At 36.4% G+C, this 23,318-nt stretch carries 28 protein-coding genes; 4 read left to right on the top strand and 24 right to left on the bottom strand.

All coding sequences use genetic code 11. The features are described 5' to 3' along the window. The 4 genes from FD26_RS01650 to rpsN form a co-directional block, all read right to left on the bottom strand. A complete protein-coding gene (locus tag FD26_RS01650) occupies nucleotides 1-1,386 on the bottom strand; it encodes a class II fumarate hydratase (protein WP_057866698.1) in 1,386 nt (461 codons plus the stop codon). Nucleotides 1,387-1,505: 119 nt separating this feature from the next. Beyond that, nucleotides 1,506-3,038, bottom strand: a complete 1,533-nt coding sequence (locus FD26_RS01645) for a YfcC family protein (RefSeq protein ID WP_057866697.1) — start codon at nucleotides 3,036-3,038, stop codon at nucleotides 1,506-1,508. 85 nt (nucleotides 3,039-3,123) lie between these two features. Further along, entirely contained in the window at nucleotides 3,124-3,228 is a 105-nt protein-coding gene (locus FD26_RS11130) for a putative metal homeostasis protein (RefSeq protein WP_160318159.1), read from the bottom strand. A gap of 9 nt (nucleotides 3,229-3,237) precedes the next feature. Continuing rightward, a complete protein-coding gene (gene rpsN / locus FD26_RS01640) occupies nucleotides 3,238-3,507 on the bottom strand; it encodes a 30S ribosomal protein S14 (RefSeq protein WP_057866696.1) in 270 nt (89 codons plus the stop codon). A 271-nt stretch (nucleotides 3,508-3,778) separates the two neighbouring features. On the opposite strand from rpsN, the gene FD26_RS01635 reads away from it, so the two are divergent. Together FD26_RS01635 and FD26_RS01630 are read left to right on the top strand one after the other, a co-directional pair. Continuing rightward, nucleotides 3,779-4,474: a MarR family winged helix-turn-helix transcriptional regulator gene (locus tag FD26_RS01635; RefSeq protein ID WP_057866695.1), complete on the top strand. Its 696-nt coding sequence runs from the start codon at nucleotides 3,779-3,781 to the stop codon at nucleotides 4,472-4,474. 25 nt (nucleotides 4,475-4,499) lie between these two features. Continuing rightward, on the top strand, nucleotides 4,500-6,266 hold the full coding sequence (locus FD26_RS01630) for an ABC transporter ATP-binding protein (RefSeq protein ID WP_057866694.1): 1,767 nt from the start codon (nucleotides 4,500-4,502) through the stop codon (nucleotides 6,264-6,266). Between the two features lie 229 nt (nucleotides 6,267-6,495). Here the strand turns inward: FD26_RS01630 and FD26_RS01625 are convergent, their stop codons facing one another. The 3 genes from FD26_RS01625 to FD26_RS01615 form a co-directional block, all read right to left on the bottom strand. Beyond that, nucleotides 6,496-7,290, bottom strand: a complete 795-nt coding sequence (locus tag FD26_RS01625) for an SDR family NAD(P)-dependent oxidoreductase (protein ID WP_057866693.1) — start codon at nucleotides 7,288-7,290, stop codon at nucleotides 6,496-6,498. A 113-nt stretch (nucleotides 7,291-7,403) separates the two neighbouring features. Continuing rightward, entirely contained in the window at nucleotides 7,404-7,910 is a 507-nt protein-coding gene (locus tag FD26_RS01620) for a macro domain-containing protein (protein WP_057866692.1), read from the bottom strand. Between the two features lie 17 nt (nucleotides 7,911-7,927). Continuing rightward, a complete protein-coding gene (locus FD26_RS01615; protein ID WP_057866691.1) occupies nucleotides 7,928-8,746 on the bottom strand; it encodes a Cof-type HAD-IIB family hydrolase in 819 nt (272 codons plus the stop codon). Nucleotides 8,747-8,861: 115 nt separating this feature from the next. Between FD26_RS01615 and FD26_RS01610 the strand changes: the two genes are divergently transcribed. Both FD26_RS01610 and FD26_RS01605 read left to right on the top strand, forming a co-directional pair. After that, a complete protein-coding gene (locus FD26_RS01610) occupies nucleotides 8,862-9,965 on the top strand; it encodes a YdcF family protein (protein WP_057866690.1) in 1,104 nt (367 codons plus the stop codon). 262 nt (nucleotides 9,966-10,227) lie between these two features. Next, nucleotides 10,228-12,510, top strand: coding sequence for an L-type lectin family protein (locus FD26_RS01605; RefSeq protein WP_057866689.1), 2,283 nt, complete (start codon nucleotides 10,228-10,230; stop codon nucleotides 12,508-12,510). Nucleotides 12,511-12,552: 42 nt separating this feature from the next. Here the strand turns inward: FD26_RS01605 and FD26_RS01600 are convergent, their stop codons facing one another. From FD26_RS01600 to rplO, 17 genes are all read right to left on the bottom strand, one after another. Then, entirely contained in the window at nucleotides 12,553-13,176 is a 624-nt protein-coding gene (locus FD26_RS01600) for an SdpI family protein (RefSeq protein ID WP_057866688.1), read from the bottom strand. A 57-nt stretch (nucleotides 13,177-13,233) separates the two neighbouring features. Next, nucleotides 13,234-13,749 carry a GNAT family N-acetyltransferase gene (locus tag FD26_RS01595; RefSeq protein WP_198033234.1) on the bottom strand — a complete coding sequence of 172 codons (516 nt, stop codon included), beginning with the start codon at nucleotides 13,747-13,749 and terminating at the stop codon, nucleotides 13,234-13,236. An 89-nt stretch (nucleotides 13,750-13,838) separates the two neighbouring features. Next, nucleotides 13,839-14,231 (bottom strand): 30S ribosomal protein S9, encoded by a 393-nt coding sequence (rpsI, locus tag FD26_RS01590; protein WP_010018559.1) that lies wholly within the window; start codon nucleotides 14,229-14,231, stop codon nucleotides 13,839-13,841. 13 nt (nucleotides 14,232-14,244) lie between these two features. Next, nucleotides 14,245-14,688, bottom strand: a complete 444-nt coding sequence (gene rplM, locus FD26_RS01585; protein ID WP_057866687.1) for a 50S ribosomal protein L13 — start codon at nucleotides 14,686-14,688, stop codon at nucleotides 14,245-14,247. 129 nt (nucleotides 14,689-14,817) lie between these two features. Further along, nucleotides 14,818-15,561, bottom strand: a complete 744-nt coding sequence (gene truA, locus FD26_RS01580) for a tRNA pseudouridine(38-40) synthase TruA (RefSeq protein ID WP_057866686.1) — start codon at nucleotides 15,559-15,561, stop codon at nucleotides 14,818-14,820. Nucleotides 15,562-15,564: 3 nt separating this feature from the next. Then, on the bottom strand, nucleotides 15,565-16,362 hold the full coding sequence (locus FD26_RS01575; protein ID WP_057866685.1) for an energy-coupling factor transporter transmembrane component T family protein: 798 nt from the start codon (nucleotides 16,360-16,362) through the stop codon (nucleotides 15,565-15,567). Then, nucleotides 16,355-17,218, bottom strand: coding sequence for an energy-coupling factor ABC transporter ATP-binding protein (locus FD26_RS01570; protein ID WP_057866684.1), 864 nt, complete (start codon nucleotides 17,216-17,218; stop codon nucleotides 16,355-16,357). The genes FD26_RS01575 and FD26_RS01570 overlap by 8 nt, the downstream gene beginning before the upstream one ends. Beyond that, nucleotides 17,194-18,027, bottom strand: coding sequence for an energy-coupling factor transporter ATPase (locus FD26_RS01565; protein ID WP_057866683.1), 834 nt, complete (start codon nucleotides 18,025-18,027; stop codon nucleotides 17,194-17,196). Before FD26_RS01565 ends, FD26_RS01570 begins: the two co-directional genes overlap by 25 nt. 187 nt (nucleotides 18,028-18,214) lie before the next feature. Beyond that, nucleotides 18,215-18,595 (bottom strand): 50S ribosomal protein L17, encoded by a 381-nt coding sequence (gene rplQ / locus FD26_RS01560; protein ID WP_057866682.1) that lies wholly within the window; start codon nucleotides 18,593-18,595, stop codon nucleotides 18,215-18,217. Between the two features lie 30 nt (nucleotides 18,596-18,625). Then, the gene (locus FD26_RS01555) at nucleotides 18,626-19,564 is read right to left on the bottom strand and encodes a DNA-directed RNA polymerase subunit alpha (protein ID WP_057866681.1); all 939 of its coding nucleotides are present in this window, start codon (nucleotides 19,562-19,564) and stop codon (nucleotides 18,626-18,628) included. A gap of 63 nt (nucleotides 19,565-19,627) precedes the next feature. Continuing rightward, entirely contained in the window at nucleotides 19,628-20,014 is a 387-nt protein-coding gene (rpsK, locus tag FD26_RS01550; RefSeq protein ID WP_025023834.1) for a 30S ribosomal protein S11, read from the bottom strand. A gap of 21 nt (nucleotides 20,015-20,035) precedes the next feature. After that, nucleotides 20,036-20,401 (bottom strand): 30S ribosomal protein S13, encoded by a 366-nt coding sequence (gene rpsM, locus FD26_RS01545; protein WP_057866680.1) that lies wholly within the window; start codon nucleotides 20,399-20,401, stop codon nucleotides 20,036-20,038. A 24-nt stretch (nucleotides 20,402-20,425) separates the two neighbouring features. Then, on the bottom strand, nucleotides 20,426-20,542 hold the full coding sequence (gene rpmJ / locus FD26_RS01540; protein WP_010018546.1) for a 50S ribosomal protein L36: 117 nt from the start codon (nucleotides 20,540-20,542) through the stop codon (nucleotides 20,426-20,428). A 32-nt stretch (nucleotides 20,543-20,574) separates the two neighbouring features. Continuing rightward, nucleotides 20,575-20,793, bottom strand: a complete 219-nt coding sequence (gene infA / locus FD26_RS01535) for a translation initiation factor IF-1 (RefSeq protein WP_025084427.1) — start codon at nucleotides 20,791-20,793, stop codon at nucleotides 20,575-20,577. 94 nt (nucleotides 20,794-20,887) lie between these two features. Next, a complete protein-coding gene (locus tag FD26_RS01530; RefSeq protein ID WP_057866679.1) occupies nucleotides 20,888-21,541 on the bottom strand; it encodes an adenylate kinase in 654 nt (217 codons plus the stop codon). An 18-nt stretch (nucleotides 21,542-21,559) separates the two neighbouring features. After that, complete coding sequence (gene secY / locus FD26_RS01525) at nucleotides 21,560-22,855, bottom strand: preprotein translocase subunit SecY (protein WP_057866678.1); 1,296 nt, start codon at nucleotides 22,853-22,855, stop codon at nucleotides 21,560-21,562. Continuing rightward, nucleotides 22,855-23,295, bottom strand: coding sequence for a 50S ribosomal protein L15 (rplO, locus tag FD26_RS01520; protein ID WP_057866677.1), 441 nt, complete (start codon nucleotides 23,293-23,295; stop codon nucleotides 22,855-22,857). Before rplO ends, secY begins: the two co-directional genes overlap by 1 nt. Between the last annotated feature and the right edge of the window lie 23 nt (nucleotides 23,296-23,318).

The raw sequence follows: 23,318 nt of genomic DNA, 5'->3' as shown, positions 1-23,318 counted from the left end.
TTATTTCTCCTCAATTCCAGTCATATCAATCGGTACTACCCATTTGTCAAATTGCTCTGCCGTTACTGAGCCTGATTTTATGGCTGCTTCTCGCAAGGTTGTGCCAGCTTTTTGGGCTTGTTGAGCAATCTCTGCACTCTGATGATATCCAATATGTGGCGACAAAGCCGTTACTGTCATTAATGATTGGTCAACTAGTTCTTCCATACGAGCTTCATTAACTGTCATACCAGCAATCATTTTGTCAGCAAAACCAGTTATCGTTCCCGTCAGCAACTCAGCTGACTCTAAAAATGTATAAATTAGCACAGGTTTATAAACGTTCATTTCAAAGTTTCCCTGACTAGCTGCCACATTTACGGTGACATCATTCCCCATCACTCTAACTGCAGCCATAGTTATCGCTTCAGCTTGAGTTGGATTAACTTTTCCAGGCATGATAGATGACCCTGGCTCATTTGCAGGGATATTCAATTCTCCATATCCAGAACGCGGACCACTAGCCAAAAAACGCACGTCATTAGCAATCTTCAACAAATCACTAGCTAAAGTTTTCATCGCTCCATGAACAACGTTTAACCCTGAGTGAGCTGCTAAACCATAGAACTTATTATTATCAGCCGTAAATTCATGTTGATAAGTTTGACTCATCTGTACAGCAATTTTTTCAGCAAAACCTGGTGCAGCATTTAGTCCTGTCCCTACAGCAGTCCCACCTATTGCCAATTCACCCAATGTTTGATTAAGTTCTTGTAAATAACTTAAATCATGTTCCAGCATACTAACCCAGCCACTTATTTCTTGACCGAAAGTTAAAGGAGTAGCATCTTGCAAATGAGTACGTCCAATTTTAACTACTTTCCAATATTGTGTTTGTTTCGCTTTCAATTCAGCAACCAAATGTTTTGTCGAATCCACTAACTCATCAATGGCCATGGCCGCTGTAATATTCATTGCTGTTGGAAAAATGTCATTCGAACTCTGACCATGATTGACATCGTCATTTGGTAAAATCTCAATTTTTGAATTGAGCTGTGCAGCCACATGTGCCACAACTTCGTTTACGTTCATATTAGTTTGTGTTCCTGAACCAGTTTGATAAACCACTAAAGGAAAATCTTTTCTCAATTCAGCATCATTCAATTTCAATAACTGATCAATTGCCTCTACTATCAAATCTGACTTAGCAGCAGAAAGAGCTTGAGCTTCCTTGTTTGCAAGCGCAGCAGCCTTTTTAATTTGCAATAAGGCCCTGATAATTGTCAAAGGCATCTTAGCGCCAGTCGAAAAATTATGACGACTACGTTCAGTTTGTGCACCCCACATAGCCTCAACCGGAATTTTTACTTTACCTAAAGTATCTTCTTCAATTCTATAATCTGACATTTTTCCCTCCAAAACAAAGTTGTTATTTCAATTATAGCGAAGTTGAAAGTTTCGCCCAAACAAAAAATGTCCAATCATTGGTCAATTTTTTAACCAACAATTAGACATCCATTACAAGCTTATTTAATCAATACTCCGACACTTAGAAATACTAAAATCAGAATAACGATCATGATTAACAATTTGGTAACAAACTTAATCCATTTATCAAAACCGACATTTACCATTGCTAATGAAACTAAAATCAACCCCGTTGGCGCTACTAATCCAATCAACCCTTGGCCCCAGTTATAAGCATTGATGATCAAAGAACGATCAATCCCCACAACATCTGCTAACGGAGCCATGATTGGCATTGATAATACTGCCAAACCAGAAGATGACTGAATAAAGAAACCAAGAATAATATAAACAAAGAAGAGTACGCAGATGAACAATACATTATTCATACCACTGATCTGATTGCTGAAATAATGCATGATCGTGTCGCTGACAAAACTCTTTTCCATTACAATTCCAACTGATCTAGCTAATCCTACTGTCAAAGCAACACCTAGTAAATCGCCCGCTCCTGAAACAAAGCTAGAAACGAATTTGCTTTCTTTCAAACCTGCTGTAAAGATCAAAACGTAGATTACCGCTAAAAAGACAACTGCTATTTCTGTGAAATACCAACCTAACTGTTGAACGCCATAAATCATTACTACGAAGCCTAGAGCAAAGACAATTAGGGATAATTTTTGGCGCATTGTAAAATCGCTTTGAGTCGTTAGATCCATATCGCCTAAAAACTTCTCCTTATCTTCAGCTGCTTGATCAGCGACTAAAGACTTGCTAGGATTTTTTCTAACTTTTTCAGCATAATGAATCGTATAAACGATTGAAATACCAACAGCTGCAAACCACATCAAAACTCGCATTGGTAAGCCATCAGTAAAATTAATTCCGGCAGCATTCGAAGCAATCACAGTTGAAAATGGATTGATTGTTGAACTCATTGATCCAATAGCCGTTCCCAAATAAACTGCCGCGACTGCGGTCAAAGTATCATATCCTGCCAGCAAAAAGATTGGAATCAAAATGGGATAAAAAGCGATTGTTTCTTCAGCTAAACCAAAAGTTGTACCCCCTAAAGCTATCAAGGAAGTCACAATAACAATCAGCCATTTCTGTTTACCTTTAAGTTTTTCTGATAAGCGCATCATCCCTGAATCCATGGCACCAGTAGCATTAACAATTCCAATAACGCCACCTAAGATCAAGATGAACACGATAATATCGACACTATCAACAATACCTTGAACTTGCGCGGTTAAAAATTGATTAATTGTTCCAAAGAGACCACGTTTAGGCTTCTTAATTTGATGATAGGTATTAGGAATTGCCGCTGGACGGTAAATCGTACCATCTTTAAATTTAGAAACTTTGATTTTTATCTTATATTTATTAAGTGTCGCTTGGGTGGCACTTTTTTTGACCGTTTTACCAGAAGCGTCAGTAATAACAAATTTATCCAATCCCGCATTATATTCCAGAGTACTGTACTTACCTGATGGAATAAAAAAGGTTAATGCCTGAACTAAAATTAGAACAATGACAATAACCGTATAAGCGGACGGAAAACTATGTTTTTTCTTCGTTGCCGTAGTCATGATCAGTTCCCTCTTTCAGTATAAATTAAGTTCTTCACAATTTGATTATACCAAGAGAGTGAAACCGATTCCATTTAAATATTAATTATTTACGTTTGCTATCTTTAATGGCTCGCAATGCACGTTTACGAGTTTTAATATTAGGACTCTTAAGCATTCTGTAAGCTGTTGCTGTATTCATCTTTTCCATAATTTCTCCTTACCAACTAGCTTTTTTTACACCCGGAATCTGACCGGCATGAGCTAATTGTCTAAAATTCAAACGAGACATCCCAAACTTACGCATGTAAGCATGAGGGCGTCCATCTAGTGAATCACGATTTTTAATTCTAACAGGACTTGAATCTCGAGGTAGCTTAGATAGAGCAATATAATCTCCCTTAGCCTTTAATTCCTTACGGACTTCGGCATATCTAGCTACTAATTCAAGCTGTTTTTTATTTCTAGCAATTTTTGATTTTTTTGCCATAGTATCTCCTTTAATATAGATTATTTTTACATTCGCTAATAATAGTAATTTTTACTATTTAGACTTTACTTTCTTTTACTTTGTCTGTCAATCAATTAGTTTATAAAAAAATATCAACCACTCAAATACTAATATTGCAGGCTTTTCAAGAATTGATTGATAAATTTTAATTTAAACGGTTGACTTTTACTTCGGCACCGAACTATAATTCATCTTGCAATAAAGTTCGGTACCGAAATAAATTAATAACACTGAAATGAGGAATTTAAATATGAGCAAACTTACAGATGATTTAATGAAACAATTACGCTTCGTTAGCGAGGCAGCTAATTTCTACATGGGACAAAAGAAACAAAAACTTACGGGACAGCAGCGGGTCCTAGCCATTTTAAAATTAGAAGACGGCTTGACTCAAAACTACTTGGCTGAAGTTTTGGATCTCCGCCCTAGCTCTATCGCCGAATTAATGAAAAAGATGGAAAATAACGGAGACATTACTCGTCAAGAAGACGAAAACGATAAACGGAGCAAACTAATTTATTTAACTGAAGCTGGTCGTAAAAAAGCTGAAGAAAATGCAGCACTTAAAAACGAAAGCTACAGTGAAACCTTTTTAGCTGGTTTATCAGATGAAGAAAAAACTAGTTTTAGTAAATATCTTCAAAAAATTTCTGATGGCTGGGATGATGATTTTAAAAAAAATTCTGAAAAATTTATTGATCCAACCGACCGTTATAAAGCAATGTTAAACATGCGCGATCAAATGATGAATATGAGAAATGACATGTCGCCTGAAGAAATTAATCAAATGCGACGTGAAATGCAAGAACACATGCGTCAGGCTCCTTTTGACGGTCGTTGCATGCCTAGATTCGACAGAAGACACAATCATTTCTCCAGACCTGAACATGGAAATGGTCAAAGACCTGACTTTCGCAATGACTTTTGGCGAAACGATAAATACTAAATTTTTAATATAAGAGGATAAGTTAATGCGCAATGAAGCAGTTATGAGACGTGAATTACCCAAACGAACTGGGCAGTTCAAGTTTAAAGATTTTTTACATTTAATTAACGGCGTTAACCCTAAAAAAGGCCTGTTTCTTTTAGGAATGCTGTTAAGTTTAGTTACCAGTGGTGCCAGTTTGATCGTTCCACAATTAACCAAAGGTTTAGTCGATACAAGTGGACTTTCTAAAATTGATAGTAAAATGCTAATCGTTTTGATTCTGGCCTTTTTAATTCAATTAGGTTTTGGAACTATTGGGGGCTATATCTTAAGGTACGTCGGCGAGAGTTCTGTTAAAACATTACGGGAAAAACTCTGGGCTCACCTGCTTAAATTACCAGTTGATTATTTTGACAATCACAAATCTGGTGAAAGCAGTTCACGATTAGTTAATGACACTAGTGTTATCAAAGACCTAATTACTTCTCAATTTCCCAATTTCATTACGGGAGCAATTCAATTAGTTGGTTCAATGATCATCCTATTCTTTATGGATTGGAAAATGGCTTCATTAATGTTTGGCGTGGTACCAATAATAGTGTTGATTTTATTGCCAATTGGACGAATCATGTCAAAACTGGGACGGAAGCTACAAGCCGCCACTGCTGACTTCAATGCGGACGCCAGCGAAAAACTTTCTGAAGTCCGTTTGATCAAAGCCAGCAATGGTGAAACATTTGAAAAGACTACTGGTGGCAACTTCATTGATAGAATCTTTAAAGTTGGTATCAAAGATGCCAAAATTGAAGCCGTTCTTCAACCTATTATGACAACAGCCATGCTCGGTATCTTCGTTGGTATCTTAGGATATGGTGCCGTTAGAATCCAACAAGGGACTTTATCAAGTGGCTCACTAGTTGCTTTTCTACTCTATCTATTCAACATCATCACACCTGTCGCTAGCTTTGCAACTTTCTTCTCTCAAGTTCAAAAAGCTATGGGTTCAACTGAAAGAATCCAAGAAATTTTAAAGACCAAGCCAGAAATCACTACTAATGGCAAAACTGTCGATGTTGAAGGTAAAGTCATTACAGCTAATCATTTGAATTTCAGTTATAACTCTGATAATCAAATTCTTCATGATGTTTCATTTACAGCAAAGCCTAATACTGTTATTGCTTTTGCTGGGCCATCAGGTGGCGGTAAATCAACTATTTTTTCACTTTTGGAAAGATTCTATCAACCTAACAGCGGTTCAATCCTAATCGGTAAAGATGATATCAAGAATATCGATCTCAATAGCTGGCGTTCTCAAATCGGTTTTGTTTCACAAGATAGTGCCGTTTTTGCTGGCAGTATTCGTGATAATCTCCAATATGGCTTAAATCGGAATTTAACTGATGAAGAACTCTGGCATGGTCTAAAATTAGCCTATGCTGATGAGTTCGTTAAGAATTTCCCAGATCAACTTAACACTCAAATTGGGGAACGTGGCGTAAAATTATCCGGTGGACAAAAGCAAAGAATCGCTATTGCCCGTGCCTTTCTCCGTGATCCTAAAATTTTAATGTTAGATGAAGCCACAGCCAGTCTCGATTCAGAATCTGAAGAAAAAGTTCAACGTGCGTTAGATCAACTAATGGTAGGACGTACAACCCTAGTCATCGCACATCGACTTTCCACAATCGTTGATGCAGACCAAATTTACTTCATCGAAAAAGGTTCCGTAACCGGACATGGAACTCATAAAGAATTGATGAAAGAACATGAACTATATGCACAATACGTTAATGAACAGATGGTAAATTAGAGAGCGAATAAGGATGGAAGCTTTCGAGAATTTGCCAAGCTTATAGAATATAACGTGTCTGAGACATAATTCTTATATTTGCTAATTTTGCAGCAAAAACGCGGAGCAAAACATAACTTCACTCCGATTAATATGAAAATGACGGCAACTCGATTTTGAGTTGCCGTCATTTTCACTTTAATGTTCAAAAGCCAATCATGTTTTATCCCACTTTGATTTTTTATTCTCACTAAAAAATTGTTGGTACTAAGCCGCCATCAACTCGTAAAGCTTCCCCAGAGAATGATGATGAATCTGGACTAGCAACAAAAGCTGTAAAACGACCGATTTCTTCAGGACGAATCAATCTTTGAATTTGTGAACGAGAACGGTGATGTTTCATAAAGTCTTTTTCCCACTTTTCTTCAGGAACATCACTATTTTGATACATCTCTTTCAACATTTTTTGAACACCTTCGGTCAAAGTTGACCCTGGCATAATAGTATTAATTGTTACATGCGTATCAACTGTTAATTTGGATAAACTCTTTGCTAGAGATAAATTCATTGATTTAGTCATGCTGTATTGAGGCATTTCTCCAGAAGGCATGATGGCTTCTTCACTAGCAATAAAAATTATTCGACCAAAATCCTGCTTCAACATTTGTGGCAAATAAAATTTTGCCAACGCATTTCCAGCTAAAACATTCACTTGAAAGAACTTTTCCCAAGTAGCGTCATCAATGTCAAAATATTCCATCGGTTGAAAAATCCCCATGTTATTAACCAAAATATCGACTTTGGAAACTTCCGTAAATAATTTCTCCCGATCAGCTTTAACGGCCAAATCAGCAGCAATTCCTTGAGGATTAGTCTTTGGAAATTGTTGTTTGATCTCATTTACGATAGTATCGACTTCGGGTTGTTTTCTACCATTAATAACCACATCAGTACCTTCACGAGCCATTTCAATTGCGATTGCTTTACCGATACCTTTAGTTGAGCCAGTAATCAGGGCTACTTTATTTGTTAAATGAAGATCCATAGCTATACCTCTTTCAAATATTTGTACTATTAATATAAAACGATTTATCTTTTTTGAACAGTATGTACTTTTAAGTCTTATAGGTACTTTTTAGTACCCATAAAATCAATATTCTAATTAGTCTGCACTAAATGTTTATTTGCCAACTCCTCAACTGTGGAATTAAAGGCCACAAAATATATTTTGGCATCCACGTTAAAGCCCTTAACGGTATCTATCGCTACAGCAATTGCTTCATCAAGTGGATAACAATAAATCCCTGTACTTAAAAATGGAATTGCTAACGAATTTACAGCTAACTTTTGGGCCAAATTCATTGTTGCCCGATAAGCATCTGTCAGTAAATCTTTCTCACCGTGATCACCATCAATATATTTAGGTCCGACTGCATGAATTACATAGTCAGCATTTAAATTATAGGCTTTAGTATAAACTGCTGTCCCAGTATGAGTTCCACCAAAAGCTAACATATCTCGACTTAACTTTGGCCCAGCTTTTCTATTCAAAGCACCATCTACTCCACCCCCAGGAACTAAGGCACTATTGGCAGCATTAACAATTGCATCGACATGAAAAGGTAAATAAGAAATATCGCCCTGAATAATAGTAATTTTTTCCATAATGAACACTTCCTTCATTACAAAACATATTTTTCAATGGCTTGCGAAACACCATCATGATTATTGCTTTCCGTCACTACATTAGCACATTTCTTTACTTCAGCTGGAGCATTTTGCATTGCAACTCCTAATCCAGCTAATTTCAACATTAGAATATCATTGAAGTTATCGCCAATTGTCATTGTTTCTGATAATTCTAAATTTGACACTTTGGATAACTCTCGCAGTGCTTTCTCTTTGGAAACATTACTATTAGTAATTTCCAAATAATTAGGTTTAGATAAGTAAAATGAACTATTAGAAAAGTTAGCTTTTTGAAGATGTTCCAATACCTGCTTAATTTCATTAGAATCACTAATTAGCAATATTTTGTGAATAGGAGTTTGTCTGTTTTCTATTAACTCGCTGATATTAGTCACAATTGGTTCTAAACGAGTAATTTCAGCTTCAATCTTGACCCATTTATTTAGTTTTTCAACATACCATTTTGCACCCGAATAAAGGCTAATCGACACTTTAGGAAATTTCTGATGAATGGTAGATATTATTTGCTTAATTTCAGCAATATCTAATTCATGGCTTAATATTGTCGAATAATTTTTCTTCTGCAAATCTTTAATTATAAGAGCACCGTTATAACAAGCAATCGGATTATCTAAAATATCCAATGCTTTAGCGATTGGCAACATCCCTTCAGGCAATCGAGCTGATGCTAAAACAAAAGGTATATTTTTCTGTCGTAATTGAACTACAGCTTGCTTTAAACCACTATCAATTAAATTTTGATCATTCAAAATTGTTCCATCAATATCGCTTAAAATCAATTTAATATCCATTTTGACTCACCTCTTCTTCTATATTTTACCATCCTTCGTCAGTTCTTCTTTTATCATCTATTACTGGGCTATGCTAAAATTAATATAATTATTGGAATGATTATGAGGTGATTTTATGAATGAATTAACCCCATATATGAATGCTTTACAAAAGTTTTCTATTTACGGGGGTATTGCAACAGTCGTTCTTTTAGGATTTTTCCTTCTTTTGTGGCTAAGAGAACCACGTCGTTTGATTAACGGTATTACATTCACTATCTTTTTTATTAGCTTCTTAACGGAATTAGCAGTACTTATCTTTAGTACTAATAACTTACCGTTCATTACTATCATGGGAATATTGTTCCTATTTATCTTAGGAATTATTTCTGTAACTATGTTATTCATGTGGGCGCTACTCTTGTGGAATGCGATTGTCGTTTGGAAAAGGGAAAGTCATAACCTTTCAAATATGCTGACATTATTTTTAGCAATTTTTCTGATTGCTTTATGGATAATCAATGCCATGATGGCCAGTCGTGCCAGATTTTTGCCTAACTGGTTCAATACCTTGATTTCTGGATTGCCATTTATTGGCGCGTATCTGATGTTGTGCTCCTATAATTTCTTAGTCAACGTTTTCCTCTATCAGTTCTTACCAAGACGCTATAAAGCAAATTATCTTATTGTCCTTGGTGCAGGTCTCATCAATGGAGATACTGTCTCTAAACTCTTAGGAAATCGCATTGATGCAGCTATGAAATTTGCCAACAAACAAATCCGTAAAGGACGTCCAGCTCCCAAAATAATCTTTTCTGGCGGACAAGGCCCTGACGAAAAATTATCTGAGGCCCAAGCTATGGCAGATTATGCTATTGAACACGGATGGGATCAGGACTTAGTTATCTTAGAAGATAAATCACGCAATACCTTACAAAATATGCAATTTTCTAAAGCCATTATTCAAAAAGACGCCGGAGGAAATGCTTCGTATACTAATTTCTTCAGCAATAATTACCATATCTTTCGTGCTGGTCTATACGCTAAAATGGCCGGATTGGCTGCAAATGGCGTCGGTGCACCAACCAGATTTTACTTTTTGCCGAATGCATTGATTCGAGAGTTTGTGGCAGTGTTCCTAATTAATAAAAAGCGCCATCTAATTTTTATCGGTTTAATTTTACTACTGACCCTTTTTATGGTCGCTATCACAATTTACACTGATATTGTCGCTCATTAATTTTATAAATAGAAATAAAAAATAATCTCACTATCTTAGATAATTAAAATAGTGAGATTATTTTTTTATTATTAGACATGGCATCTCCCTTCTAAAAATGGTTAAAATCATATTTTCAAAGATTATTTTCTGTTTTTTTCAGCAAAAATTATATTATTCAAATTGGATAAAAACAATTTATGTAATAGAAAATCAAATCATTTATATAATGTACTAAAATTAATTTATTGACCGTTAACTGAATTTCTAGGGGGAAATTTTCATGAAAAAAATATTGTTTTTAACAAATGCTATTTTTATAGTATTTGTTTTGTTGATATTTTTTAAAACAAATACAAGTGCTTCAACAGTAATTCCATATCCATCAAGTGTCAAAAATAATCCACAAACAAGTGCTTTATTGCAAAGTGATGACTACGTTCCTGATGGTATCGCTAATATAACCGATTGGTTCCACATCGCCTCTATTCCCAGTAGAAATAATACAACTAAAATCTATCCTGCTTATACATCAACTTCTTCCCCGGCAGCAATGAACAAAACCACAAAAGATGTTATTGGCTTAACAGATAGTGGGTATGGAAGTTCCTATGGTGCAGTCTGGTCTAATCAATCATCCTCAGGCAATAGTAAAAATAATTATATTGATATTAATAAGAATCAAACTGTCTCCATGTGGCTGATGTTCGGCGGTGGCAGAGGAAATGTCAATTATGGAGATGGAATGGCTTTCGTTTTGCAGAATGCTGGTCCTAATGCCTTCAATAAAGATTTACTTGAAAAAGGAGAGGGGGGACAAACTATGGGGGTTTGGGGTGTTCCAATGACTGATACTTCTAAAGAACTCATAGCAAAGACCGCAATTCAAAATAGTCTAGCTATTGAATTCGATACTTACTTTAATGGGGATAGTATTGAAGATGAGAACGCTTCAGATAGTTCATATGATCATCAACTAGTTTCCCAAACCTCAGGTAGTCATATTGCTTGGAACTACCCAGGTGATCCAAATACCTATGCCCTTTTTGGCTCAAAAAACTACGTTGAGATGGTTCATAAAGATCCGGTCTATCAAGTCAATAACAACACTAATTTTCTAACTGATAAAGCATGGCATCATATGACCATTGAATGGAAACCTGCCGATACCAAATCATCTGATCCAACTCTTACATATAAGTTTGACGATGAAGATTTAAACGGAAAACCTGTAACTCCTGGTGTAACAAAATCTTTTCCAGTGGATATTACCAAATTTAATCTAAATGGAAATAACAAATTGTATTGGGGGTTTACTGGATCTACTGGTGAGAATACTGAAACCAACCTAGTTATCTTCGATTCAGTTCCAGCTATTGTCGAAGCATCTGTAGACAGTGAATTAGAGGACAATACTCAAACTTCCTCAGATGGTACACCTCGTAAAGTGAATGAAAACGAATCTGTTAACAATGGCGATGATCTATCCCTCAAATATAACTTATCTTACGATAATGGCTCACAAGATTGGAAAAATATTATAGCCGATATCAATTTGCCATCTCATATCACTTATACAAATGGAACAATTAAATACATTGACGGTAGCAGTCAAGCCTTTAGTGTTGATGGCTCTGCTACTGATGTCACTCAAACTCTAGAAAAAGATCTAAGCAGCACTAACAAATCTGCTACAATCACTATCAATGGTACAGCTACAGCTGATAATTCAGTAACTACTGAGGTGGCTGCTGAACATGCTAGTTTCAAGGGTTCTAATTTGCAAAAGGATGTTAACTCCCCTGCCTTTAAGATTATTCAACCTAAAAAACTGACTTTAACTGCTCAGAGTTCCGACAATCAAACTGTTAAAACAACGGGTCAGACTACTTTAAGTGGACAAGTTGCTTACTCTCCAACTGATACAATTGATACAAGTAAAATTGTTATCCACAGATTGATTAATGGCAAAGAAACTCCTGAAAGTGATAAAGCAGCAACCTTAGCAACTCTAGATACTGGTAGTTCTGCTGATATTTTTAACTACCTTGTTTCAGCTGATGATCTCAAAGAAGGCGCCAATACTGTTTCCTTCTATGCTGAAGATCAAGATTACAATAAATCAAATACAATTACTTACAATATCAACGTGATTGGTGATTTAACAATCACTGCAGCACCTACTAGTCACTTTGAAACTGTTCAATCCTTCCCAATTACTAGAACTATTCATCGAGCTGATGATTCGGCAATAAGCGTCAGTGACCAGCGAGCAATAAATTCTACTTGGAAATTAAATGCAACGGCAACTCCTTTAACTAAAGGAGACTCCACTTGGGATAATGGTGGACTAGTCTTCATTGATTCCAAGGGCAACTCTAATTCTTTGGTCAATCAAGTCGTTAATATTGCCCAAGGAACTAAAACTAGCAATGGCAAACAAGATTTCAATATTGCCTCTAGTTGGTCTCAAAACAATGGTATTCTTTTAAAACAGACTAGTTTTGAACCTAAAGGGACCTACTCCACTACGATAACTTGGACAGCTGTTGACAGCTCCAACTAAAAAAAACTCTAATAGCCTATTTAAACGGTTATCAGAGTTTTTTTAAACACCTTGACGATGCAATACATATGAGTAAATAATTGGTACAACTATTACGAGAGCTATGATAAACCAAGTCAATCCGGAAGCTGGCAGTAATCCACAGAGTATTAACAAGATACCCCCTACTAAGAATAATCTAGCAGCTAAACGATTAGTCAGTTTCCAATTTTTTTTGCTCTGGAAAGTCCAAGGCAATCTAACCCCAATGATTCGATTAGGTTTAACGTCTCTCATAAGCAATCCGAGCATTATAAAAAGAATTCCAAACAAAATGTTCAAAATCAATTCCCGATAATTCTGTAAATTCATTCCCAAAGCCGACAAAAATATTGTTCCATTACCAAAAATTGAGATTATTGGTAAAAAGAAGAAAATTATTTCCTCTGTTTTTACTGCTTTAGGATTACGTAAAATAGCATATACAAGCAAAAGTTGAATTACCGTGATAATCAACGGTATTAATAATACCGCTACTATTTTGGAACTCCATCCATCAGCTACCATTTGAGCATTATAATGAGTTGCAATATTATCAGGTAACTTTTTCCAAAAAAAGAAAATTATAATTGTCGGCAACCAAATTATAAACAGTGAGAGAATAATGACTAATTTTTTATTCTTCAATATTCTCATCCCCTAAAACTTTAGTAACCACATTATAACCATTCTGCAAACTAACAGCTACGACAACGTCTCTAACTTATAATTCATTATAACGACAGTATATCCTGGAACAGAAATTTCTCGTCCTGTTTTTTGAAAATTATTCTTCAGTAAAAAATGCTCACTTTGGGCATCACCTTTCGGATAAGCTAGCTCAATCACTTTTAATCCCGCTGCCTTTAGTTCTAAAAATACTTCCTTTATAATTGCACTGCCAATCCCCTTTTTCTGATACTTAGCATCGACCATAAAGAAGCCGATCCAACCAGTTTCCGCATCAGGATACTGATTAATTAAATCTAGAATGGCAATTAATTGCGTACCTTCAAAGAAGCCTAGATAAAATTTATCTTCATTCGTTTTATTGGCAGGAACAACTTGCATATCCTCTAACATGCTGTGACGTGTGGGTTGTGGAGGACAATAGGCAAAATAAGTTGGATTACTCTGAACTAATGCAAAAGCCTTATCAACATCTTTTGAAGTTAATCTTCTTGTTTGATAACTTGTGGATAACTTTTTAATATTTATCATTTTTTCAACCTTCTTTTAGATAATCATAACAAAAAAACATCCCTCACACTGAGAGATGTTTTTTTGATCCAAAACTGAAAATATAAATATTAACGTTTTGAGAATTGTGAAGCCTTACGGGCTTTCTTAAGACCTGGTTTCTTACGTTCCTTCATACGAGGGTCACGTGTTAAAAAGCCAGCTGACTTGAGTGAAGGTCTGAAATCAGGATCTACATCAAGTAGGGCTCTAGCGATACCATGTCTAATTGCTCCAGCTTGTCCTGAGAAGCCACCACCGTTAACGTTAGCAATAACGTCATAACTGTCTGCTGTTTCAGTAACATCTAGAGGTTGTTTCATATCAGCAATCAAATTGTCAAAAGGAATGTAATCTTTGACATCACGTTTGTTGATAGTAATTTTTCCGTTTCCGGGAACCAAGCGTACACGAGCAACTGAATCCTTGCGACGACCCGTTCCGGCATATGATACTTGTGCCAAATTCTTTTCCTCCTTAAATTAGTTTGTTGATATCCAACATTTCTGGATTTTGTGCTTGGTGTTGATGATCAGAACCTGCATAAACATGCAACTTCTTGATTTCTTGACGACCAAGAGTGTTCTTAGGTAACATACCGCGAATAGAATCTTCAACGAATCTTTCAGGCTTTGTAGCTTGTTTTTCGCCGGCACTAATACTCTTCAACCCACCTGGGTGATCTGAATGAGAATAGTAAATCTTATTCTTTGCTTTTTTACCTGTTAATCTAACTTTATCTGCATTGATGACAATAACATTGTCACCTGTATCAACGTTAGGTGTGTAAGTTGGTTTGTTTTTACCTCTAAGAATAGAAGCAACAACAGATGAAAGTCTACCTAAGACAACATCTTCACCATCGATTACATACCATTTACGTTCAACTTCACTTGCTTTTGCTAATGGTGTTGTACGCACTTTAATTTCCTCCAGTTTCTACGTCTGTTTGACAACCTAATAAGTTTCCGGGGCTTATCGTGGGGCAAACAATACCAGTTACAATAATACTGTGATTCGACCATTAAGTCAATATTTATCCACAGATTATTAATAAAAAACTTCTTTTAAATATAACCCGCTTGCAGGAGCCGTACCACGAGCTTCTTGGCGATCCTTTACTTCAAACAATCTCAAGAAATCATGTACATCTCTGCGTCCATTACCGATCTCTAATAGAGTAGCAACTAAAATTCTGACCATATTATATAGGAAGCCATTGCCTGTAAATTCGAAAACTATTTCGTCGTTGTTCTTATTATACACGGCTGTCGCAGAATAGATAGTCCTAACTTTATTTTCAATCACGCCACCAGAAGCTGCAAAACTAGAAAAATCATGTTCCCCAACTAAATCCTTCAAGGCTATTTGAATTTTATCCACAGATAGCGCATAGGGATAGTGGCCTGTGTAAAACCTTTTAAAAGGATCTGTATAATGTCCACAAGCAACTCGATATTGGTAAGTTTTTTTCTTTACTCCAAAGCGCGCATGAAAATTCTCATCTACAATAGTTGCATCTTTTACCAAAATATCTAGTGGCATCAAAGAATTGACCGCTCTCTGCATATTATCAGCTGGTATTTGTCCAGGATAATCAAAATGAATCACTTGACCTAAGGCATGTACTCCTGCATCAGTTCGTCCTGATCCAACTACATCGATATGTTGCCCCTTAGTCATCTTAGTTAAAGCTTTTTCAACTACTCCTTGAACCGTTCGTAATTCATTTTGACGCTGAAATCCATGAAACTTAGTGCCATCATAAGCGATGGTTAACTTATATCTTGTCATAAATTAATAACTCCGTAAAAATAATAAAATCACTGTCACAATAGCCATAAACAATATAGTCAAATTATCACGCTTGCTCCAGTTAAGGACCCGATATTTGCTACGTCCTTCTCCATCCTTGTAGCCACGTGATTCCATAGCAATTGCTAAATCATAGGCAATTGAAAAACTGCTGACAAATAGCGGAATCAAAATTGGCACGAATGACTTAATTCTTTTAATCAATCCGCCTTCTCCAAAATCAACTCCTCGTGCACGTTGAGCGTCCATAATTTTGGTTGTCTCATCAACAAGCAACGGCACAAATCTTAAAGCAATCGACAGCATCAAAGCAACCTGAGTCACTGGAAATTTAACTTTCTTCAATGGCTTCAAAATGCTCTCGATCGAATCGGAGATCTCAATTGGCGTCGTAGTTAATGTCAACAAGGTAGAAATAAAAATAATCAAAATAAATCGCATAAAAATATAGCCAGCAATTACTAGCCCCTCATTGGATAAAGTAAAAATACCCCAATGCCAAATAGGATGATTGCTAGGCGTAAATAAAAGCTGCAACGCGACCGTGAAGAGAATTAACCAAAAGACTGGCTTTAATCCCTTAATAAAGAAGCCAAGATTAATTTTAGACAGATAAACAGCAAATAATACGAAGGCCAATAAAAATGCGTAAGAAGCTATATTATTAGCCAAGAAAACAATTCCTACAAAGTAAAATGTTAATAAAAATTTTCCTCGTGGATCTAAACGATAAATCAACGAGTCACCCGGTAAATATCTTCCTAAAATTATCTTATCCATTGGTTTCACCACTTAGCTGTTGTTTAATTTTAGCTCCTAATTCAGCAATCGTAATTGGCAACTGATCAAATTTGAAGTCCTTTTGGGCTAAATCTTGAGCAAACTCAGCACTCTGAGGCAATGTCAAAAGATTATCTTTAAGCAACTCTTGATTGTTGAAAACTTCTTGAGGAAGTCCGTGCGCCACGAGTTTTCCACGGTGGATAACTGCCATTTCATCAGCATAATTAGCCACATCGTCCATATTATGCGTAATCAAAATTATCGTTTTACCCTCAGCTTGCAACTGCTTAAATAGATCCATAATTTCCTTACGACCAACTGGGTCCAATCCTGCAGTAGGCTCATCTAAAATAATCGTCTCCGGATCACTAGCTAAAACGCCAGCTATCGCTACCCGTCGCATCTGACCACCGGAGAGATCAAAAGGCGATTTCTTTAAGTAAGATTCATCCAAACCAACCAGTTGAATCATTTTATGTGCCGAAGTTCGAGCTTCCTCTTCAGTAGCTCCAAAATTCATCGGTCCAAACATAATATCTTTTTCCACAGTTTCTTCAAACAACTGACTTTCTGGAAACTGGAAAACCATACCAATCTTTTTACGCAGCGGCTTGAGATTTTTGTTATTAGTCTCAGGAGTAAGTAAACGATCACCGACTTTAATACTGCCAGAAGTTGGTTTGAGAAGAGCATTGATGTGTCTTACCAGAGTAGACTTACCACTACCAGTCTGACCAACGATAGCTGTAAATAATTTATCTTTAATTGTGAATGAAACATCATCCAAACCCAAATTAGCTGTAGGGCTATTTACGTCATAAGAATGTGTTACATGTTCGAATGTAATTTCCATAATTGATTCTTCAGCTCTCCTTCACTCAGATAACCGTCAGGCAATTTTAACTGCTTCCCTAATACTGACATTAGTTTGCTAGTAAAAGGCTCGTCAAGGCCATATTCTTGCAAATCTGCCCCTAAATTGTAGATCACATCTGGTTTGCCGTCTTTTACAATCTTACCAGAATTTAAAACCACAATTCGCTGTGACAATTCAGTTTCTTCAATATCGTGGGTAATCGATATAATTGTCAGATCTTGCTCTTTACGTAATTGTTGAATCAAATCCAAAACTGTCTTACGGCCGTCAGGATCTAACATACTCGTAGACTCATCCATAATAACGATTTGTGGTCTTGTTGCCAAAACACCTGCAATCGCAACACGTTGTTTTTGTCCACCAGACAATGATTGGGGATCTCGTTTTTTAAAATCAGCCATTTTAACTAACTTTAAAGCATGATCCACTTCTTTAAGCATTTGTTCTCGTGGCATTCCTTGATTTTCTAATCCAAAAGCCACATCGTCTTCTACTGTTGCTCCAACGAATTGATGATCGGGATTTTGAAAAATTATTCCAATTTTGGTACGAGCATTCCAAATATTTTTTTCATTGATAACTTGACCATCAACTGCTATGGTTCCCGAATCGGCCTCGATCAAACCATCAATTAATTTGGTCAGAGTAGATTTACCACTACCATTCTTACCAACAATTGATAACCACTCATTTTTATAAATATCGAGCGTCAAGTGATCAATTGCAGCATTTTGGGAATCTGGATATGTATAATTTAAATCTTTGATCGAAATGATTTTTTCCAAGAGTTATCTCCCTCAAAATTATGTTATCTATATAATAACAAATTTGGGCAAAAAAAAATCATTCGATAAATTAGTGTCCCCTTTTAAAAGGATCTCAGAGATAGACTTGGCTAAAAATAACCATCATCTTAACACTCACTAATTCATCAGAATGACTGATTTTTTAAAAATTAACGAACAATTATTATTAAACTAATTCAATAATAACCATTGGTGCGGCGTCTCCACGGCGTGGAGTTGTCTTCAAGATACGTGTGTATCCACCATTACGTTCTTTGTAACGTGGTGCGATATCACTGAATAACTTTTGAAGAGCTGATTGAACGATAACTGCATCATCGTCTTCTGTAATGTTAGCAACTTCGTTTCTAACATAAGCAGCAGCTTGGCGACGAGCATGTAAATCTCCGCGTTTACCTAAGGTTATCATTTTTTCTGTTGTACGACTGATTTCTTTAGCACGAGTTTCAGTTGTAACAATATGTTCATTAATGATTAAATCAGTAGTTAAATCGCGTAACATTGCTTTTCTTTGTGAACTGTTACGTCCTAATTTGCGGTAGCCCATGTCTATACCTCCTGTTTGAATTTGATATTATTAGTCTTCTTGCTTCAATGACAATCCAAGATTAGCAAGCTTTTCTTTAACTTCAACAAGTGACTTACGTCCGAGGTTACGAACACGCATCATATCTGCTTCAGTTTTTTCAGTAAGCTCTTGCACAGTATTAATACCGGCACGCTTCAAACAATTATATGAACGAACTGACAAGTCAAGTTCTTCAATAGTCATTTCAAGTTTCTTTTCTTTTTGAGTTTCCTCTTTTTCGATCATCATGTCAGCACTCTTAGCTTCTTCAGTAAGATTTACAAAACTAGTTAAATGCTCTGTAAGAATCTTAGCTGACAAACTAATAGCTTCGCGTGGTCCAATTGAACCATTTGTCCAGATATCGATTGTTAATTTGTCAAAGTCGTTTCTCTTACCCACACGAGTGTTTTCAACTTGATAGTTAACTTTTTCTACAGGTGTAAAAATTGAGTCAACTGGAAGAACACCAATTGGTGTTTCGTCCGTCTTATTTTGTTCTGCAGGAGTATATCCACGACCATTTTTAATTGTCATTTGCATGTGGAAGTGTCCACCCTCAGCAACAGTACAAATAAATTGTTCTGGATCGAGGATTTCCAAATCATCGTCAGCCTTAATATCATTAGCTGTAACAGTAGCAGGACCAACAACGTCGATTTCTGCTTTTAAACTGTCTTCAGCATATGACTTAAGTTTTAATTTTTTGACGTTAAGCACAATTTGTGTAACATCTTCAATTACGCCATCGATGGCTGAGAATTCATGCAATACACCGTCTATTTGAATATCAGATACCGCTGTACCAGGTAATGATGCTAATAAAACTCTACGTAATGAATTACCTAAAGTTGTACCATAACCTCTTTCAAGCGGTTCGATAATATACTTACCATAGCTACTACTTTCTTCAACGGAAGTAATAGTTGGCTTTTCAAATTCGATCATTCGGTTAGTTCCCCTTTCAAAACGAAATGTGTGTAGCTTAGTTCATATGGGTATACAACCATTCTATACACGACGACGCTTTGGAGGACGAGAACCATTGTGAGGAACTGGTGTAACATCACGAATAGCTGTGATTTCCAAACCGGTAGCTTGTAATGAACGAATTGCAGCTTCACGACCTGAACCAGGACCTTTAACAGCTACTTCAACTGTTTTCATACCATGTTCCATTGATTCTTTAGCAGCTGCTTCTCCAGCCATTTGTGCGGCAAATGGTGTTGATTTACGACTACCCTTGAATCCTAGTGCACCAGCTGATGACCATGAAACGGCATTACCGTTAACATCAGTAATCATAACAAGTGTGTTGTTGAATGTGGAGTGGATATGTGCAACACCAGATTCAATATGCTTCTTAGTACGGCGCTTACGACCTTTACTTTGTGCCATGATTAACCTCCTATCTTATAATTACTTCTTTTTACCCGCAATACTAATTTTCTTACCTTTACGAGTTCTTGCATTGTTCTTTGTGTTTTGTCCACGAACGGGCAATCCACGACGATGTCTCATACCACGGTATGAGCCAATTTCTTGTAGTCTCTTGATGTTCATGCTTACTTCACGACGTAAGTCACCTTCGACACGAACCTTATCAACTTCTGCACGAATTTTATCTTCTTGATCAGGAGTTAGGTCTCTTGTACGAACGTCTTCTGATACGCCAGCGTTTTTAAGCACTTTTTGAGCTGTTGTTTCGCCAATACCAAAAATGTATGTTAGGGCGATAACGATTCTCTTATCACGAGGTAAATCTACACCTGCTATACGAGCCATTAATCACTGCACCTCCTATTTTTATTATCCTTGTCTTTGTTTGTGCTTTGGATCTGCAGAGCAAATAACCATGACGCGACCGCGTCTCTTAATTACTTTACAGTGTTCGCACATAGGTTTAACGGATGGTCTTACTTTCATATTGTGGAACCTCCATTCCATTAAAAAACTTATTATCTATATCTATATGTAATTCTTCCCTTGGTTAAATCATAAGGGGATAATTCCACGGTAACCTTGTCACCGGGTAAAATTCTGATATAGTGCATACGGATTTTACCTGACACATGGGCTAGAATTGTAGCACCATTTTCAAGCTTTACCTTAAACATTGCATTAGGCAATGTTTCTGAAATTGTGCCTTCTACTTCAATGACATCTTCTTTTGCCAAAGATATTAACCTCCATACGGGATGAAATTATTCTGCATATACTGGCGAATTATACAATAATTTTCCATATATGTAAACATCAAAGCAAAAAGTCTTACAAGCTTTGTAAAACTTTTTTTACTTCGTTATAAACTTCATCTATTTCTTGTTCACCATTGACCTTATGCAACAAGTTCAACTTGTCGTAAAAATCAATTAATGGTGTATTCATTTCAATATTAACTTTTAGTCTATTCTTAACAGTTTCTGGTTTATCGTCCTCACGTTGATAGAATTCATGTCCGCCACAGACGTCACATGTTCCTTCAACCTTAGTAGGATTGTAAATTTTATGATAAGTTGCTCCACAATTAGAACAGATATATCTTCCAGATAAACGATCAACTAATGTTTCAGGCTTCACATCAATATAGATGACAGCATCTATTGGTTTGTTTACATTCTTTGCAATTGTCTGTAAAGCGTTAGCCTGTTCAAGAGTTCTCGGAAATCCATCTAACATATATCCGTCTTTTTGAACATCATCTTCAGATAAACGTTCTTGAACGATACCTTCGGTAACATCATCTGGAACAAGTTCACCCTTGTCGATGAACCCTTTAGCCTTTAAACCAATTTCTGTCTTATTAGCCATGGCTGCTCTAAACATGTCACCAGTTGAAATATGAACAACTTTAAAATCTTCAACAATCTTTTCAGCTTGAGTACCTTTACCAGCACCAGGTAATCCCATCAATACAATATTCATTGTCTGTCACATCTCCAATTATCTAATAAATCCAACGTATTCACGCTTCATCAAAAGACCACGTAATTGACGATCCATTTCCAAAGCTACACCAACAATAATCAATAAACTCGTACCACCTAATCCGATGGATTGAGGTAAATTGAACAAGTTAGCTGCTAATAATGGAAGCAATGAAACCAAACCTAGGAACGCAGCTCCGACGGTTGATAGTCTCATTAATACACCTGACATGAACTTGATTGTTTCATTACCAGGCCAAACACCAGGGATATATGCCCCTTGTTTTTGTAGGTTTTCTGCAAGCTTCTCAGGATTTACTTGAACAAATGCATAGAAGAATGTAAATAATACAATCAACAATGTATAAATAATAGAACCTGTTGTAGTCTGCATACTGAATATTTCTGTTAATACTTGATACCATTGATCTCCACTATGATTTGCTTGGAACGCCATCAAAATTGTTTGAGGTGTAACAATAAATGAACTAGCGAAGATAACAGGAATAACACCAGCAACGTTAACCTTCAATGGTAGAAAACTTTCACTACCGCTACCTGCTGCACGTCTTGTATATTGAATAGGGATTCTTCTATTTGCCTGTTGAACAAATGTAACAAATTGAACAACAATCAAAATAACGATCACAAGACCAACTAAGAATCCGATATTTTTAGCAAGATCTGCAGAACTAGCATTTGTAATATAATCACGATAAATTTGTTGTAATCCGTTAGGGAATCTAGCAACAATACCAGCAAAAATGATTACGGAAACTCCATTACCTAAACCTTTATCGGTAATCTGCTCACCAATCCAAGTAAGAAGCATTGTACCACCCGTTAAGATAATACCAATCGTAATGAAAGCTCTCATATTAGGAAATTTAACTAATCCTAAACCACTTAATTGGTTAAAACCGGCAGTAATACCGATTGACTGAACAAAACCTAAAACAATCGTCAAATATCTCGTTACTTGATTTAACTTTCTACGACCAACTTCACCTTGCTTGCTCCACTCTACAAACTTTGGAACGATGTCCATTTGTAACAGTTGAACAACAATTTGGGCCGTGATGAATGGTGAAACACCCATTGAGAAAATAGAGTAGTTTGAAAGACCACCACCGGTTACAGTATCCAATAGTGGAACTAATCCTGTAGAACCAACTTTATCCATTGCCGCAGCATTAACGCCCGGTACGGTTATTTGTGATCCCAAACGATATATAACAAGTAACATCAAGGTAAAAAGAATCTTCTTACGAATTTCTTTTACCTTTAGAGCATCTCTGATAGTTCCAAGCATTAGATCACCTCTACAGTGCCACCTGCGGCTTCGATTGCTTTAGTAGCTGCGGCTGAACTCTTAGCAACTTTAACAGTTAACTTAGCACTAACCTCACCGTTAGCAAGCAACTTAACACCGTTATATTCTTTCTTAACGATACCGGCTGCTTTTAATGTTTCAACATTAACTTCAGCACCATCGTTAAACTTACTTAAATCACTTAGGTTAACAACAGCATATTCCTTACGGTTGATGTTGTTGAATCCACGTTTTGGCATACGACGGAACAAAGGCATTTGTCCACCTTCAAAACCGATACGTGTCTTACCACCAGATCTAGCCAATTGACCTTTTTGACCACGACCAGCAGTTTTACCTGTACCACTTGAAGTACCACGACCTAGACGCTTTCTTGAGTGTCTTGAGCCTGCACTTGGCTTAAGTTCGTTTAGTTCCATTATTGCACCTCCTAATCTTTTAT

This window comes from Companilactobacillus crustorum JCM 15951, from assembly GCF_001434585.1.
Lineage (GTDB): Bacteria > Bacillota > Bacilli > Lactobacillales > Lactobacillaceae > Companilactobacillus > Companilactobacillus crustorum.
This window is presented reverse-complemented; position numbering and strand designations above follow the sequence as displayed.

What these genes read in the sequence shown, in the direction of transcription:
- rpmJ (WP_010018546.1), bottom strand. Translation starts at nt 20,542, where the DNA reads ATGAAAGTAAGACCATCCGTTAAACCTATGTGCGAACACTGTAAAGTA.
- FD26_RS01605 (WP_057866689.1), top strand. Translation starts at nt 10,228, where the DNA reads ATGAAAAAAATATTGTTTTTAACAAATGCTATTTTTATAGTATTTGTT.
- FD26_RS01650 (WP_057866698.1), bottom strand. Translation starts at nt 1,386, where the DNA reads ATGTCAGATTATAGAATTGAAGAAGATACTTTAGGTAAAGTAAAAATT.
- rpsM (WP_057866680.1), bottom strand. Translation starts at nt 20,401, where the DNA reads ATGGCTCGTATAGCAGGTGTAGATTTACCTCGTGATAAGAGAATCGTT.
- FD26_RS01570 (WP_057866684.1), bottom strand. Translation starts at nt 17,218, where the DNA reads ATGGAAATTACATTCGAACATGTAACACATTCTTATGACGTAAATAGC.
- FD26_RS01595 (WP_198033234.1), bottom strand. Translation starts at nt 13,749, where the DNA reads ATGATAAATATTAAAAAGTTATCCACAAGTTATCAAACAAGAAGATTA.
- FD26_RS01645 (WP_057866697.1), bottom strand. Translation starts at nt 3,038, where the DNA reads ATGACTACGGCAACGAAGAAAAAACATAGTTTTCCGTCCGCTTATACG.
- rplQ (WP_057866682.1), bottom strand. Translation starts at nt 18,595, where the DNA reads ATGGGCTACCGCAAATTAGGACGTAACAGTTCACAAAGAAAAGCAATG.
- rpsN (WP_057866696.1), bottom strand. Translation starts at nt 3,507, where the DNA reads ATGGCAAAAAAATCAAAAATTGCTAGAAATAAAAAACAGCTTGAATTA.
- rpsK (WP_025023834.1), bottom strand. Translation starts at nt 20,014, where the DNA reads ATGGCACAAAGTAAAGGTCGTAAGCGCCGTACTAAGAAGCATATTGAA.
- FD26_RS01630 (WP_057866694.1), top strand. Translation starts at nt 4,500, where the DNA reads ATGCGCAATGAAGCAGTTATGAGACGTGAATTACCCAAACGAACTGGG.
- rplO (WP_057866677.1), bottom strand. Translation starts at nt 23,295, where the DNA reads ATGGAACTAAACGAACTTAAGCCAAGTGCAGGCTCAAGACACTCAAGA.
- FD26_RS01635 (WP_057866695.1), top strand. Translation starts at nt 3,779, where the DNA reads ATGAGCAAACTTACAGATGATTTAATGAAACAATTACGCTTCGTTAGC.
- FD26_RS01615 (WP_057866691.1), bottom strand. Translation starts at nt 8,746, where the DNA reads ATGGATATTAAATTGATTTTAAGCGATATTGATGGAACAATTTTGAAT.
- FD26_RS01625 (WP_057866693.1), bottom strand. Translation starts at nt 7,290, where the DNA reads ATGGATCTTCATTTAACAAATAAAGTAGCCCTGATTACTGGCTCAACT.
- FD26_RS01575 (WP_057866685.1), bottom strand. Translation starts at nt 16,362, where the DNA reads ATGGATAAGATAATTTTAGGAAGATATTTACCGGGTGACTCGTTGATT.
- truA (WP_057866686.1), bottom strand. Translation starts at nt 15,561, where the DNA reads ATGACAAGATATAAGTTAACCATCGCTTATGATGGCACTAAGTTTCAT.
- FD26_RS01610 (WP_057866690.1), top strand. Translation starts at nt 8,862, where the DNA reads ATGAATGAATTAACCCCATATATGAATGCTTTACAAAAGTTTTCTATT.
- FD26_RS01530 (WP_057866679.1), bottom strand. Translation starts at nt 21,541, where the DNA reads ATGAATATTGTATTGATGGGATTACCTGGTGCTGGTAAAGGTACTCAA.
- FD26_RS11130 (WP_160318159.1), bottom strand. Translation starts at nt 3,228, where the DNA reads ATGGAAAAGATGAATACAGCAACAGCTTACAGAATGCTTAAGAGTCCT.
- FD26_RS01620 (WP_057866692.1), bottom strand. Translation starts at nt 7,910, where the DNA reads ATGGAAAAAATTACTATTATTCAGGGCGATATTTCTTATTTACCTTTT.
- secY (WP_057866678.1), bottom strand. Translation starts at nt 22,855, where the DNA reads ATGCTTGGAACTATCAGAGATGCTCTAAAGGTAAAAGAAATTCGTAAG.
- FD26_RS01555 (WP_057866681.1), bottom strand. Translation starts at nt 19,564, where the DNA reads ATGATCGAATTTGAAAAGCCAACTATTACTTCCGTTGAAGAAAGTAGT.